The 14,065-nt window shown below is 72.9% G+C and carries 13 protein-coding genes; 5 read left to right on the top strand and 8 right to left on the bottom strand.

The window, feature by feature from the left end; all coding sequences use genetic code 11:
• Nucleotides 1-121: 121 nt before the first annotated feature.
• The 7 genes from ACZ4M5_RS10660 to ACZ4M5_RS10630 form a co-directional block, all read right to left on the bottom strand.
• Entirely contained in the window at nucleotides 122-1,786 is a 1,665-nt protein-coding gene (locus tag ACZ4M5_RS10660; RefSeq protein WP_467735131.1) for a dipeptide ABC transporter ATP-binding protein, read from the bottom strand.
• Nucleotides 1,783-2,781, bottom strand: coding sequence for an ABC transporter permease (locus ACZ4M5_RS10655; RefSeq protein WP_467735129.1), 999 nt, complete (start codon nucleotides 2,779-2,781; stop codon nucleotides 1,783-1,785). Before ACZ4M5_RS10655 ends, ACZ4M5_RS10660 begins: the two co-directional genes overlap by 4 nt.
• The gene (locus ACZ4M5_RS10650; RefSeq protein ID WP_467735127.1) at nucleotides 2,778-3,770 is read right to left on the bottom strand and encodes an ABC transporter permease; all 993 of its coding nucleotides are present in this window, start codon (nucleotides 3,768-3,770) and stop codon (nucleotides 2,778-2,780) included. Before ACZ4M5_RS10650 ends, ACZ4M5_RS10655 begins: the two co-directional genes overlap by 4 nt.
• Nucleotides 3,771-3,774: 4 nt before the next feature.
• Nucleotides 3,775-5,493: an ABC transporter substrate-binding protein gene (locus ACZ4M5_RS10645; protein ID WP_467735125.1), complete on the bottom strand. Its 1,719-nt coding sequence runs from the start codon at nucleotides 5,491-5,493 to the stop codon at nucleotides 3,775-3,777.
• A gap of 188 nt (nucleotides 5,494-5,681) precedes the next feature.
• Nucleotides 5,682-5,774 carry an Ms4533A family Cys-rich leader peptide gene (locus ACZ4M5_RS10640; RefSeq protein WP_332836563.1) on the bottom strand — a complete coding sequence of 31 codons (93 nt, stop codon included), beginning with the start codon at nucleotides 5,772-5,774 and terminating at the stop codon, nucleotides 5,682-5,684.
• A 68-nt stretch (nucleotides 5,775-5,842) separates the two neighbouring features.
• The gene (locus tag ACZ4M5_RS10635) at nucleotides 5,843-7,513 is read right to left on the bottom strand and encodes a DUF3152 domain-containing protein (protein ID WP_467735122.1); all 1,671 of its coding nucleotides are present in this window, start codon (nucleotides 7,511-7,513) and stop codon (nucleotides 5,843-5,845) included.
• Between the two features lie 8 nt (nucleotides 7,514-7,521).
• The gene (locus ACZ4M5_RS10630; protein ID WP_467735120.1) at nucleotides 7,522-8,562 is read right to left on the bottom strand and encodes an alpha/beta fold hydrolase; all 1,041 of its coding nucleotides are present in this window, start codon (nucleotides 8,560-8,562) and stop codon (nucleotides 7,522-7,524) included.
• A 245-nt stretch (nucleotides 8,563-8,807) separates the two neighbouring features.
• On the opposite strand from ACZ4M5_RS10630, the gene ACZ4M5_RS10625 reads away from it, so the two are divergent.
• The 4 genes from ACZ4M5_RS10625 (at nucleotide 8,808) to ACZ4M5_RS10610 (ending at nucleotide 10,738) form a co-directional block, all read left to right on the top strand.
• Nucleotides 8,808-9,032 (top strand): hypothetical protein, encoded by a 225-nt coding sequence (locus ACZ4M5_RS10625; RefSeq protein ID WP_467735118.1) that lies wholly within the window; start codon nucleotides 8,808-8,810, stop codon nucleotides 9,030-9,032.
• A gap of 207 nt (nucleotides 9,033-9,239) precedes the next feature.
• Nucleotides 9,240-9,887, top strand: a complete 648-nt coding sequence (locus ACZ4M5_RS10620) for a TetR/AcrR family transcriptional regulator (protein WP_467735116.1) — start codon at nucleotides 9,240-9,242, stop codon at nucleotides 9,885-9,887.
• 135 nt (nucleotides 9,888-10,022) lie between these two features.
• On the top strand, nucleotides 10,023-10,250 hold the full coding sequence (locus ACZ4M5_RS10615) for a DUF3107 domain-containing protein (protein WP_397696155.1): 228 nt from the start codon (nucleotides 10,023-10,025) through the stop codon (nucleotides 10,248-10,250).
• Between the two features lie 218 nt (nucleotides 10,251-10,468).
• Nucleotides 10,469-10,738 carry a hypothetical protein gene (locus ACZ4M5_RS10610; RefSeq protein WP_467735114.1) on the top strand — a complete coding sequence of 90 codons (270 nt, stop codon included), beginning with the start codon at nucleotides 10,469-10,471 and terminating at the stop codon, nucleotides 10,736-10,738.
• Between the two features lie 97 nt (nucleotides 10,739-10,835).
• Here ACZ4M5_RS10610 and ACZ4M5_RS10605 read toward each other — a convergent pair whose 3' ends face one another.
• A complete protein-coding gene (locus ACZ4M5_RS10605; RefSeq protein WP_467735112.1) occupies nucleotides 10,836-11,585 on the bottom strand; it encodes a ferritin-like domain-containing protein in 750 nt (249 codons plus the stop codon).
• Nucleotides 11,586-12,061: 476 nt separating this feature from the next.
• Between ACZ4M5_RS10605 and ACZ4M5_RS10600 the strand changes: the two genes are divergently transcribed.
• A partial coding sequence (locus ACZ4M5_RS10600) for a DEAD/DEAH box helicase (protein ID WP_467735110.1) occupies nucleotides 12,062-14,065 on the top strand: 2,004 nt, incomplete at its 3' end.

Raw genomic sequence — 14,065 nt, 5'->3', positions numbered from 1 at the left:
CGCGTTCCGTCGCGCTAGGAGATCAACCGGACACGCTTCGTCACGCCCCGGCCAACTCCTGTCGCCGGAGCGGCGTTGCCCATCGCCCTCCCCCGGGCACCTCGTGCCGCACGACCGGCGCTCACGCCATCGCCGGCTCCCGCCGTCGCGCCCGGCGCACGGCCGCGACCTCGGGGTCGACGGCCGGTACGGCGGCCAGCAGTTGCCGGGTGTACGGGTCCCGCGGCGAGGCGTACACCTCGTCGGCCGGCCCTTCCTCGACGACCCTGCCCCGTCGCATGACCGCGACCCGGTCGCTGACCTGGCGCACGACGGCCAGGTCGTGCGCGACGAACACCAGCGCGAGTCCGAGCTCGCGCTGCAACTCCCCCAGCAGGGCCACCACATGGGCCTGCGTGGTGACGTCGAGCGCGGAGACCGGCTCGTCGCAGACGATGACCCGCGGGTCGGCCGCCAGGGCCCGGGCGATGCCGATGCGCTGGCGCTGCCCGCCGCTGAACTCGTGCGGGTAGCGGTCCTGGTGTGCCGCATCCAGGCCGACGCGTTGCAGCAGCTCCCCCACCCGCGCCCGCACGCGTTCCTCGTCGCGCTCGCCGCGCGCTCGCAGGGGGTCGGCGACGGACTCGCCCACGCTGCGCCGTGGGTTGAGCGACGACACGGGGTCCTGGAAGACCATCTGCACGGCCGGGTTCACCCCGGTGTGCGGGCGGCCGTCGAAGGTGATCGACCCGGCCGTCGGCTGCAGGAGCCCGACGAGCATGCGACCCAGGGTCGTCTTGCCGCTCCCGCTCTCGCCCACGATGCCGAGGGTCTCGCCTCGTCGCAGGGTCAGCGACACGTCGTCCACGGCCGTGACGGCACGCTTGCCCCGCCCGAACGCCCGCCGCAGACCGCGCGCCTCCAGCACGACCTCCCCGGGCGTCCCCGGCACGGCCTCCCCAGGCACCCCGGGCACGACCTCCCCGCCCACCGCCGACACAGGGCCCCCGCGCACCGCCGTCACGGCCCGCGGCGCGTCCAGCCGCGGTACCGCGGCCAGCAACTCGCGCGTGTAGGGCCGCTCGGGAGCGCTCAGGACGGTGGCGACCGGGCCGTGCTCGACCGTCCGGCCGTGCCGCATCACCAGCACCTCGTCGACGCTCTCGGCGGCCACGCCCACGTCGTGCGTGACGAGCAGCAGCCCCATGCCCGTCTCGGTGCGCAGGTCGTACAGCAGGTCGAGGACCTGGGCCTGCACGGTGACGTCGAGGGCGGTGGTCGGTTCGTCGGCGATCAGCAGGGCGGGTTCGCAGGCGAGCGCCATGGCGATGAGGGCGCGCTGGCGCATGCCGCCGCTGAACTCGTGGGGCCGGGAGCGCGAGCGGCGTGCCGCGTCCGGGATGCCCACCCGGTCCAGCACCTCCACCGCACGCGCGCGTGCGGCCCGCCGGGACACGCGCGCGTGCACCCGGTGCACCTCGGCGATCTGGTCGCCGATCGCGTAGTACGGGTCGAGGGAGGACAGCGGGTCCTGGAACACCATGGCGGCCCGGCCGCCGCGCAGCCGCCGCAGTTCCTCCTCGGAGGCGGCCTGCACGTCGGTGCCGGCCACCCGGACGGCGCCGCGCACCCGGGCCCCGGTGCCGCGGTGCAGACCGAGCAGGGCGGACGCCACCGTCGACTTGCCGGACCCGGACTCCCCCACCAGGGCCAGGGCGGCGCCCTGCTCCAGCCGGAAGGAGAGCCCGTCGACGGCCCGCAGCCCGCCGAAGTCCACCTGGAGACCGGTCACCTCGACCAGGCTCATGTCAGCACCACCCGTCGGTCGGCCACCGCGTAGAGCACGTCCGCGACGGCGTTGGCGAGGACCACGAAGAAGCCGGTGACCAGGACCATGCCGACGACCACCGGCAGGTCGACGACCTTGACCGCCTCGACCATCTCCCGGCCCACGCCGGGCAGGCCGAACAGCGTCTCGGTGAGCACCGCACCGCCGAACAGCACGCCGATGTTGTTGGCGTTCACGGCGATGAGGGGGGCCACGGCACCGCGCAGCGCGTGCCGCCGGATGACGGCCCGCTCGCCGACGCCGTAGGCGCGGAAGGTGCGCACGTGGTCCTCGGCGAGGGTCTCCAGCATCGCGGCCCGGGTGAGCCGGGCGTACGTCGCGGACTCGATGAGCGCGAGCGACAGCCAGGGCAGCAGCAGGTTCCAGGCCCACTGCTCGGGGTCGTCGGTGAAGGCGACGTACTGCGGGAAGGGCAGCAGTTCGAGCTGGCCGCAGACGACGATCATCAGCACCAGGCCGATGACGAACACCGGCGTGGACATACCCGCCAGGGTCAGCGTGGTCAGCAGCCGTTCGGTGAACCGCCCGCGCCGCCACACCGACAGCACGCCGGTGCCGACGCCGATGACCAGCCACAGCACCATCGCGCCGAGCGCGAGGGAGGCCGTGACCGGCAGCTTGGCCAGGATCAGGGCGGTGACCTGCTGGTCGCTCTGGTACGACAGCCCGAGGCAGGGCGCGGAGCAGTGCTGCACCGCGGTGCCGGTGGAGTAGTCCTGGCCGGCGACCAGGCCCTGCAGGAAGTGCCAGTACCGCTCGTACAACGGGTCGCCCAGGTGGAGCTGGTCCGCGACCTGCTGCACCTGGGCGGGTGAGCAGCGGGGCCCGCAGGTGATCTGGGCGACGTTGCCGGGAGTGACGTAGAAGACGACGTAGATGATCAGCGAGAGGGCGAACAGGGTGACGAGGGCGCCGACGGCGCGGCGCAGCACGAACCCTCCGAAGCCGGTCACGAGGCCTCCCCTTCGCGGCCCGTTCCGACGCGCAGACGCGAGGACGCGCGCGGGTCGAGGGCCGTGCGCACACCGTCGCCGAGCACGGTGAGGGCGAGGACGGTCACGAACAGCGCGCCCGCGGGCAGCAGCAGGTACTGCGGCGCGGCCTGGTACCAGACGTCCGCGGAGGTGAGCATCTGCCCCCAGGACGGGGTCGGCGGCTTCACGCCCACGCCGAGGAAGGACAGGGCCGCCTCGACGGTGATGTTCGTCGGGACGAGGATGGCCGCGAAGGTGATCACGGGCGCCGCGAGCCCGGGCAGCAGTTCGCGCCGGGCGATGCGGACGGTGCCCCAGCCGCTGAGCCGGGCGGCGGCGACGTAGTCGAGTTGCTTGAGGGTGAGGGTCTGCGCGCGCACCATCTTGGCGAGCGTGCCCCAGCCGGAGACCAGCCCCACGACCAGCGCGACCAGCACCGGGCGCGGGAAGCTCGTGGGCACGACGGCGAGCAGGGCGAGGGCGACGACCATCAGCGGCATGGCGACGAAGATGTCGGCGACCCGGGTCAGGACGAGGTCCACCCAGCGGTTGCCGAGCCCGGCCGCGACGCCGATGACGACGCCGAGCACGAGCTGCACGACCGTCGCGGCGAGCGCGACACCCAGCGACACCCGCGCGCCGTACACCAGCCGGGCGAAGAGGTCCCGGCCGGTCTGCGGTTCGACGCCGAGCCAGTGGCCGGCGCCCGCTCCGCCGAACGGGCCGACGGGCACGCCGCCGCGCGCGGAGTCGACGAGGGCGGGGTGGTAGGTGGTCGGGTCCTGCCCCTCGACGGCGGTGAGCAGGGGCGCGGCGAGCGCGACGAGGACGAGAGCCGCGACGACGACCGCCGCGACGAGGGCGGCGCGCTGCGTCCGCAGCCGCCGCCAGAACTGACGGGCCCCCGAGGCGGCCGGGACGGTGGTGTCCGTCCGGGCCGCCTCGACGGTGACGAGTGCCTCGCTCACGACGTCACTTCACCGCGACCTGCGAGACGTCCAGCACACCGGTCCAGTCGCTGATGACGACGTTCTTGACGTCCTCGCCGTAGAGGCGCTTGTAGACCGGGTGGAACAGCGGGACGGTCAGGGCCTTCTCACCGATCTTCTTGTCCAGCGCGCCCCACCGCTTCGCGGCCTCGTCGAGGTCGGTCAGCTTGTTGATCGCGTCGATCTCGGCATTGACGGACTTGTCGTCCAGCAGGCCCGTGTTGAAGTTCGCGCCGTCGCGGACGATCTGCCGGCCGTCGAAGATCGGGGCGAGGAAGGGACCGCCGGAGGGCCAGTCGGCACCCCAGTGGGCGAGGAAGAGGCCCGGCTCGGTCTTCACGTCGTGGATCTTGTCGGAGTAGTCGTTCTCCTCCAGGCCCTGGAGCTTGACCGTGATGCCGGCCTTCTTCAGGGCGTCCTGGACGGCGGTCGCGATCTCCGGGCTGGTCTCGAAGTCCTTGGCGTTGGAGTGCGTCAGCGTGATGGTCAGGCCGTTCGGGTGCCCGGCCTCCTTCAGCAGCCGCTTCGCCTCGGCCGGGTCACCGGCCCTGCCCGCCGGGAAGAGGTCGTAGGGCGTGTAGCCGAAGGACTTCTGGTTCGGCAGGAAGGTGGTGGCCGGTTCGGCCAGGGCGGATCCGCCGGCCGCGTTGACCACGGAGGACCGGTCGATGGCGTACGAGATCGCCCGGCGCACGCGGACGTCGTCGAACGGCTCGATCTCCGGGTTGAACGCGAGGTAGTTGGTGTAGCCGAAGTGCCCGGTGCCCACGCGCGCGGCGAGGTCCTTGTCGCCGGTGACCTTGGCGAGTTCGGCCGGGCCCAGGTTGGTGTCCGTGGTGACCGCGGCGGCGTCGGCTCCCCGGGAGGCGGACAGCCGCTGGTTGATGACGGACGAGTCGAGCCCGGACCGTACGTCGATCTTGTCCGGGTAGGCCTTGCGCTCCTCGTCGGTCGCGGCGGACCAGTGGGTGTTGCGCTCCAGGATCAGCCGCTCGCCGTCGTTCTCGTTGCGCACGACCTTGTAAGGACCGGAGGAGACCGGGTGCTCCTCGTACTTGGTGCCCTTGTCCTTGCTCTTGGGCACGGGCGTGAACTGCGTCTGCGTGGCCAGGTAGGGGAACTCGCCCTCGGGCTTGTTCAGGTGGAACACGATGGTCCGCTCGTCCGGCGTCTCGATCGCGTCCAGGCCCTTCTTGTCCTGGTAGGGGCCCTGGTAGTCGGCGGCTCCGGTCAGCCAGTCCCGCAGGTAGGGGGCGCCGCCGGACAGCTCGGGGGCGAAGGAGCGCTCGATGCCGTACTTGATGTCGGCGGAGGTGATCGGCGTTCCGTCCTCGAACTTCAGGCCCTCCTTCAGGGTGTACGTCCACACGGTCGCGTCCTTGTTGGGACGCCCGGTGTCGGTGGCCAGGTCGGGGACGACCTTCGCGCCGGCCGCGCCGTCCTCCCGGTTGCGGGTGGTGAGGGTGCGGAAGACCAGGGACGGGACGTTGCCGCCGCCGGAGGTGTAGAGGCGGGCGGGGTCGAAGTCCTGCTGCGGGTTGGCGTTCAGGACGGTGAGGGTGCCGCCCTTGTGGGGCGTCGCGTCGCCGCCGGCGGCCTTGGCATCGTTGTCCTCAGGCCCGCAGGCGGCGGCACCCGCTGCCAGGACCAGGCTGACGGATGCCGCGGCCACGCGGCGCGCTGTGACGGACGGTTGGCGCATCGGGATGACGACCTCTCGGAAGGGCGTCCCGCGTGCTCCGGGGTCGGTCGATCCCGGATGGCGAGACGGAGTGACGAAGGGTGAGACGGAAGAAGACAGACGTCTGCCCGGCGCCGGGTCGTCGAAGAAGGCGTGACGGGGTCACGCGGAAAAGGGTGCTGATTCGCGACGCGCGCCTCGGGCGGGCGTCAGCAACAGTGGATGTCGGCCACGCAGAGCGGGGTCACGCCGATGAGCGCCAGCTCGATGGCGGCGCGAACGGAGACGTGACGGGACGACATGCCCAGAAATATGTACGAACTCGGTGCGCATGTCAACGCGAGCCGCGCCACACCCACCGCCCGGTGGGTCAACTGCCCGGATACGGCCAGGCGTTGGCGCGGCAGCTGATGCCGTCGTGCTCCAGGAACTTGGTCTGCTGCTGCATGACCGGGGCGAGATCGCCGTCCTTGTCACAGGTCACGTGACCGTATCCGAGACGGTGACCGACCTCGTGGTTGATCAGCATCTGGCGGTAGGCGTGGATCTCGCCGTCGCCGTAGGTCTCCGAACCCTGGGCCCACCGGTAGGCGTTGATCATCACGCGCTCGGTGGCGGCCGAGTCGCAGGAGACGTTGTCCACGGTGGTGTCCAGACCGGACTTGGCACACCAGTCGGCGGTGGTGCCGGGGCTGGCGAGCGTGATGACGAAGTCGGGCTCGCCGGAGTGGATGCGCTCGAAGGTGCGGGCGCCGCCGTGGGCCCAGCTGCGCCGGTCGTTGAGCGTCTTCTGCACGGCCTCGGCGAACAGTTCCCCGTCCAGCCCGAGTCCCCGCTCCACGTCCACGCGGTAGGTGTACTTCTGCCCGGTGCCGGGGGCCTTGGCGATACCGGGGACGGCGTCGAACTTCCCCGAGCTCGTGAACGTGGCGCCGAGCGGGTAGATCCGGCCCATCTTCTCGCCGTACGTCAGCGGGGGCGCTGCGGGCAGCGGGGCGGGCGCCCTGCCGTCCGCGCGCGAGGCGGAATCACGCAGGTCACGGGCCTGATCGGTGGCGGACTGCGACTGCACGCCGGTCCCGCCCTGGTCGTCGGCGACCTGTCCGGCGACGACGACGGCCAGCACGGTGGTCACGGCGGCGGCCGCGATGCCGGTGAAGGCGCGGCCCTTGCCGCCCCTGCCGGGCGCGGGCGTACCGCCGGGCCGGCCGGCGTCGCCGGAACCGGCCGGGGCGCCGGCCTTCCGGTCCGGCGCGGAACCGCCGGCGTCCGCGGCGTGCGCGGAGGCGGGCGTACGGGGCGCGAAGACGTCGTCCTCCTCGTCGAAGGCGTCGAGATACTCCTGCCGCGGCGCGGGCACGGTCGCCCGGCGCTGCCGCGGTATCGGAGCACCGACTCCGGCGGGTCCCCCGCCGGTCCCCCTCGACTCACCCCAGCCGCCCCCGGCTTCCCGCTGCTCGGGGTGACCGCCCCGGACCTGCGGGAACCCGTGCGCGGGCGTGCCGTCCGGCAGCCGATGCGCACCCCGGGCGGGGGTGCCGTCCGGCATGCGCGGCACTCCGCGCGGGGGCGTGCCGTCCGCGAACCGCGGATCACCCTGCGGGGACGTCCCACCGCCGGCACCCGGCACTCCACGAACAGGGGTACCGCCCGCATGCCGAGCCACACCTCGAACCGGCGTGGCGTCGGGCAGACGCGGCACGCCGCGCGCGGGCGTGCCGTCCGGCAGGTGCGGCAGACCGTGCGCAGGCGTGCCGTCCGGCATGCTCGGCGCACCGTGCGACGGCACGCCGTCCGGGAGGTCGTCGGGGTGACGCGGGGTCTCGCCGTGCTCGGCGCCCGGGGCGGGCGCCGGCGCGGGACGCGGTCCCGGAACCCTGCGCGTGCCCGGCACCGGCCGACCACCCTGCGCGGCGCCGGGTGCCGCGGCGCGGCCGCCCCGGCTCGCGTCGGAGCCCGGCGCCGGCCTCTGCGCCGAAGCGGCCCTGCTCTCCGCGGTGTCGCCCTTGGCGACCGGCCCGCGGCGGCTGTGGCGTCCCACGTCGCGCCTCAGCCCCCCATGCTCTCGTCGGTGCTCTCCGGCTCTGGCCCGTCCTGCGCGGCCCTCTCGGCCCGCCGCGCCCGCTCGGTGCCCAACTCTCCCGCATCGGCGAGGAGTTCGCGAAATGCCGTGGCCACCGTCTCCGGGTACTCCATCATCGCCACATGACCCGCCTCCGGCAACGTCACCAGCCGGGAGTCACGGAAGGCACGGGCCGCCCGCTGCGCCATGCGGAAGCCGACGAGCTGGTCACGGCCACCGTAGACGAGCAGGGTGGGTGCGAGGACCCGCTCGGCCTGGCGCCACAGTCCGTGCTGGCCGCCCAGAGTGTAGGCGTTGACGATCCCACGCGCGGAACGCGCCATCGCGTCCCAGAAGTACGGCAGTCTCAGTCGCCGCTCCATCTCCTGCACGGCGTTGCGGAATCCTTCCGGCGTCACGCGCCCGGGGTCGCCGTAGCAGAGCGCCATGACGCCGCGGACCCGCTGTTCGGCCGTCCAGGTCCGGGTGAGCCGGGTGAAGAGGGGGGCCACGCCGGGCACCGCCAGGAGCCCGGTGGGCACGGCGGAGCGCTGGACGCGGATCTCGGGCAGAGCGGGTGACACAAGCGTGAGCGTACGGACCAGATCGGGACGAACCGCGGCGACACGGGTGGCGATGGCGCCACCGAGCGAGTTCCCGAACAGGTGCACGGCCCCGCGGCCGGAGGCGTCGAGGTACCGGATGACCGCGCGCGCGTGCCCGGTGACCGAGTAGTCACCGTCGTCCGGGGGCGGCGAGTCGCCGAAGCCCGGCAGGTCCAGTGCCTCGCTGTCGACGGCGTCCGCCAGCAGCGACATCAGCGCCGACCAGTTCTGCGACGACCCCCCGAGCCCGTGCACGTACAGGGCGGGCGGCAGCCCTTCGCGCGCCGGCGGCCTGGACCGGACGGTGAGGGTGACCCCGGGCAGCTCGACCGACCTCAGCCGCTCGCCCTCCGCGACCCGGACGGTGCCCACCTTCGGCAGCACGTTGGCTGGCGGCACGAACGGCAGCTCGGTCGAAGACATGCGGCAATGTTACGAGACGATCACGCGGCGGCCCGTGTGTTCGCCGTCACAGGAATGGGCCGGATGGGGGGTCGCACCCGAGGCACTCGGTAGCACCATGGAAAGCAGTCGACGGGACGCACAACGGGTCACACTCCGGACGCGGATCGCATAGCGTCCGGAACGGGTGTCTCCTACGCTCGTGGAGAGGGCACCCGCGTGTGGCCCCTGCATTCCCAGGGACGATCGCAGGAAGGGAGCCCAGCATGGCCGTAGACCCCACCGACCCGGAGACGTTCGAGGCCGAGGACGCGCCGCAGGCGCCGGAGTTCGACGTCGAGGCCCCCGAGGTCGACGCGGCCGAGCAGCACGCGGACATCGCACCGGACCGCGACGACCCGCTGACGGTCGTCGACCCGGAGCGCGCCAACGAGGCCGACATGGCGGAGCAGGCGCGCGTCGTCTCGCTGGACGAGGACGACTACCGGTGACGCACGTCGCCGAAGGGCGGCGGGACGCACCACCGAGCAGGAAAGGGGCCGCATTTTGCCCGCTCTGACCCTGTTTGAAACCTTGTCGACCGCTTTCGTAACCGTCCGGTCCGTGAAATTCTGCGCTCTCACCGCGCACACCACGGTTACCGAAAAGTACGATGGCGACGCGGCCAGATCCGCACGTGGACGACTTTGGGAGGCGGCGTGACAGCCATCGAGCAGACAGAGGCGGTTCGCCCGAGGGGCACACGCCTGCCGCGCCGTGCCCGACGGAACCAGCTTCTGGGCGCCGCCCAGGAGGTGTTCGTGGCCCAGGGCTACCACGCCGCCGCCATGGACGACATCGCGGAGCGGGCCGGCGTCAGCAAGCCGGTGCTCTACCAGCACTTCCCGGGCAAGCTCGACCTCTACCTCGCCCTGCTGGACCAGCACTGCGAGTCGCTCATCCAGTCCGTGCGCAGCGCGCTCGCCTCGACGACCGACAACAAGCAGCGCGTCCGGGCCACGATGGACGCCTACTTCGCGTACGTCGAGGACGACGGCGGCGCCTTCCGCCTGGTCTTCGAGTCGGACCTGACCAACGAGCCCGCCGTGCGCGAGCGCGTCGACAAGGTCACCAACGAGTGCGCCGAGGCGATCTGCGACGTGATCGCCGAGGACACCGGCCTGTCGCGCGCGGAGTCGATGCTGCTCGCCTCGGGCATGGGCGGTCTCGCCCAGGTGGTGGCGCGCTCCTGGCTGCACAGCGACCGCAGCGTGCCCCGCGACCAGGCGGTGCAGCTGCTCACCTCGCTGGCGTGGCGGGGCATCGCGGGCTTCCCGCTGCACGGGACGGATCAGCAGCACCACTGACGGGCGCCTTGTTCCCGCCCGGTGTTCGCTCGTGGCGTTCTCGGGCGGAGCATGTACGTCCCCTCACCGGGCTAATGTGTGCTGCGTACGGCGCGGAAGGTCGCGCACATCACTGACCGTCGGAGGGACATAGCCGTGGAGGTCAAGATCGGCGTGCAGCACGCGCCCCGCGAGATCGTTCTGGAGAGCGGTCAGAGTGCCGAGGAGGTCGAGCGGGCCGTGTCCGAGGCGCTGGCCGGGAAGTCGGCGCTGCTGAGCCTCGTGGACGAGCACGGCCGCAAGGTCCTGGTCCCGGCCGACCGTCTCGCCTACGTGGAGATCGGCGAGCCGGCTCCGCGCAAGGTGGGCTTCGGCGCGCTGTAGGCGCTCGCACGCGAACGGGGCGGGACGGCCGGCTGCCGTCCCGCCCCGTTCGCGTTCCCGCCTCCGGATTTCGGCCCGCGTTCCCGCCTCCGTGTTTCGGCCCCGTCTCCACGAATGGAGCACAGGCACCCCACAGGGTGGATTGGATTCCGCAGGTCAGGGGTAAGACGGGCTACGACCGATTCGGGCAGGCCGGCCGTGTGGGAGGGACCCCCGACATGCTCCTGGAAACGCTGACTTCCGCGCTCCTCGGCCTCACGCTGGCCTGGGCGGCCACGCACCGCCTGCCACACCGTCTCCCGGCCCGCCCCCTGGTCCTGTCGACCGGTGTCATGGGCGCCCTGTTCGGGGCGTTCGTCATGCACAGCGCGCTGGACGCGGGGCATCTGCTGGTGGTGCTGCTCGGCGCGGTGATCGTCTCGGTCGCCTCGCTGTCGCTGCTGCTGCGCCCCGCGGGAAGACTGCGCCGCCGGTCGGCGACCGCGTGAGCGGCCGTCGGCGCCGGCGGCGGGGGCGACGGAACCGGGACCCTGAGGCCGGTCCCGGCCTGAGGGCGGTGGCGGCCGGTGATGCGGTGGTGGCCGGCTAGGCGGCCAGACCGAGGGCGGCCATCCGCTTGGTGTGCGCCTCGGTGATCCGGGAGAACATCTTGCCGACCTCCGCGAGGTCGAAGCCGTCCGCGACACCGCCGACCAGCATCGTCGACAGCGCGTCGCGGTCCGCCACCACCCGCTGCGACTGGGACAGGGCCTCACCCATCAGCCGCCGCGCCCACAGCGCCAGCCGGCCGCCCACCCGCGGATCGGCGTCGATCGCGGCCCGCACCTTCTCCACGGCGAAGCCGCCGTGGCCGGTGTCGTCGAGCACGGCCAGCACGAGGTCGCGGGAGTCGGAGTCCAGCCGGGCGGCGACCTCACGGTAGAAGTCGCTGGCGATGGAGTCCCCGACGTAGGCCTTGACGAGGCCCTCCAGCCAGTCCGAGGGGGCCGTCTGCTTGTGGAAGCCGTCGTACGCGGCGACGAACGGCTCCATCGCCCGCGTCGGCTCCTCCCCGATCTCGGCGAGCCGGTCGCGCAGCCGCTCGAAGTGGTGGAACTCGGCCGACGCCATCTTGGCCAGCTCCGCCTTGTCCTCCAGCGTCGGCGCCAGCTTGGCGTCCTCCGCCAGCCGCTCGAACGCCGCCAGCTCCCCGTACGCGAGCGCACCCAGCAGGTCCACGACCGCGGCGCGGTACTGCGGGTCGGCGGAGGCCGCCGCCCAGTCCCGGGCGGCGACCGGGATGGCCGCGGAGGCTGCGGTGTCCGAGGCGTTCTCAGGCTTGTCAGAGCTCGTCATGCAGCGCACAATAGCCCGCCTGCCGGGGGGTGTAAGGCCCTGGTCGATCACTGTGACGACGACTACGTGACCAAATCGGCCATCGCATGTGCGGGAATCCGGGGTATGGTGGTAATGCGCCTGCTGGTACGTCGACGTACCTCGACAGGCCGCACGTATGAGGATGCCCGGTCGGTGGCCCGATCGGCTCCGACCCGACAGACCTCCAGCCCGTACGGCACAGTGCGTACGGAAGCCGGAGGGACACCCTCAGCGGCATGAGCGCTAGAGCGTCGGCGCGGTCCCGTGCTCTACGGCCCGCCCGTAGGCAGCCGACGTACCCGGCACGGTCCTGACACGACCCCGCGCTCGCCTCGCGCCGCCCACACAGAAGAGGCAGCACCCTGACTACGACGTTCCGAGAGCTCGGAATCCTCCCCGAGACCGCCGAGGCCCTTGAAGCCGTCGGCATCACCACCGCCTTCCCCATCCAGGAGATGACGCTCCCCGTGGCCCTGTCGGGCTCGGACGTCATCGGCCAGGCCAAGACCGGCACCGGCAAGACGCTCGGCTTCGGCCTCCCGCTCCTCGAGCGCGTCACCGTCCCCGCCGACGTCGAGGCCGGACGCGCCAAGCCCGACGACCTCACCGACGCCCCGCAGGCCCTCGTCGTCGTCCCCACGCGCGAGCTGTGCACCCAGGTCACCAACGACCTGCTGACCGCGGGCAAGGTGCGCAACGTACGCGTCCTCGCCATCTACGGCGGCCGGGCCTACGAGCCCCAGGTCGAGGCCCTGAAGAAGGGCGTCGACGTGGTCGTCGGCACCCCGGGCCGGCTGCTCGACCTCGCCGGGCAGAAGAAGCTGAACCTGAAGCACGTCAAGAGCCTGGTCCTCGACGAGGCCGACGAGATGCTCGACCTGGGCTTCCTGCCCGACGTCGAGAAGATCATCAACATGCTGCCGGTCCGCCGCCAGACGATGTTGTTCTCGGCCACCATGCCGGGCGCGGTCATCGGCCTGGCCCGCCGCTACATGTCGCAGCCCACGCACATCAGCGCCACCTCCCCGGACGACGCGGGCGCGACGGTCGCGAACACCAAGCAGTACATCTACCGCGCGCACAACATGGACAAGCCCGAGATGGTCGCGCGCATCCTCCAGGCCGAGGGCCGCGGGCTGGCCATGGTCTTCTGCCGCACCAAGCGCACCGCGGCCGACCTCGCCGACCAGCTCAAGCAGCGCGGTTTCGCCTCCGGCGCGGTCCACGGCGACCTCGGCCAGGGCGCGCGCGAGCAGGCGCTGCGGGCGTTCCGCAACGGCAAGGTGGACGTGCTCGTCTGCACCGACGTCGCCGCGCGCGGCATCGACGTCGAAGGCGTCACGCACGTCATCAACTACCAGTCGCCGGAAGAGGAGAAGACGTACCTGCACCGCATCGGCCGGACCGGCCGCGCGGGCGCGAAGGGTACGGCGATCACCCTCGTCGACTGGGACGACATCCCGCGCTGGCAGCTGATCAACAAGGCGCTCGACCTGGGCTTCAACGACCCGCCGGAGACGTACTCCACCTCCCCGCACCTGTACACGGACCTCGGCATCCCCGAGGGCACCAAGGGCATCCTGCCGCGCTCGGAGCGCACGCGCGCCGGGCTGGACGCCGAGGTGCTGGAGGACCTGGGCGAGCCGGGTGGCCGCGGGCCGCGCGGCCGCGGTGGCCGGGACGGACGCGGTGGGCGGGACGAGTCGCGTTCCGCGGACCGCGAGCGCTCCGACCGCACCCCGCGCCGCCGTCGCCGCACGCGGGGCGGTGCGTCGACCGAGGGCGCCCCGGCGTCCGCGGGCACCAGCGCTCCGGAGGCCGTCGTCACCGGCGGTACGGCCGAGGCGGAGGCCGTTCCGGCGCCGCGCACGCCGCGCCGCCGTCGCCGCACGCGCGGCGGCGCCGCGGCCGGAGCCGCTCCGGTCACGGCTGCCCAGGCACCGGTGGCCGAGCAGGCGGAAGCGGCCGTGGCAACGGCCGAGGGCACGGCTCCGGAGGCCGCGACGGCCACCGAGTCCGACACCGCGCCGCGCCGGCGCCGTACGCGCCGCTCGCAGGAGCCCGTGGTCGAGACGCCGGTGGCGACCGAGACCGTGGTGGCTGCGCCGGCTCCGGAGGCCGCGCCGGTCGCCGAGCCGGTCACCGCCGAGCCCGAGGCCCGTGCGCCGCGTCGCCGCACGCGCAAGACGGCCACCGCGGCACAGGACGCCGTCGACACGGCCGAGGGCACCACCGAGGCCGCGCCGGCGGAGACGAAGCCGCGCCGCACGCGCAAGGCCGCCGCACAGGCGGAGGCCCCCGCCGTGGCGGAGCCGGACGCAGCCGCCGAGGCCAAGCCGCGGCGCACCCGCAAGGCGACGGCCGCCAAGGCCGAGGCAGCGGTCGACACGGCCGAAGCCGTCGAGGCCAAGCCCCGCCGGACGCGGAAGACGGCTGCCACCGCCGCGCAGGACGCCGTC

It is taken from the genome of Streptomyces sp. NPDC026246 (assembly GCF_055567995.1).
Note: the sequence above shows the minus strand (reverse complement) of the source record. Positions and strands in the feature narration are given on the sequence as shown.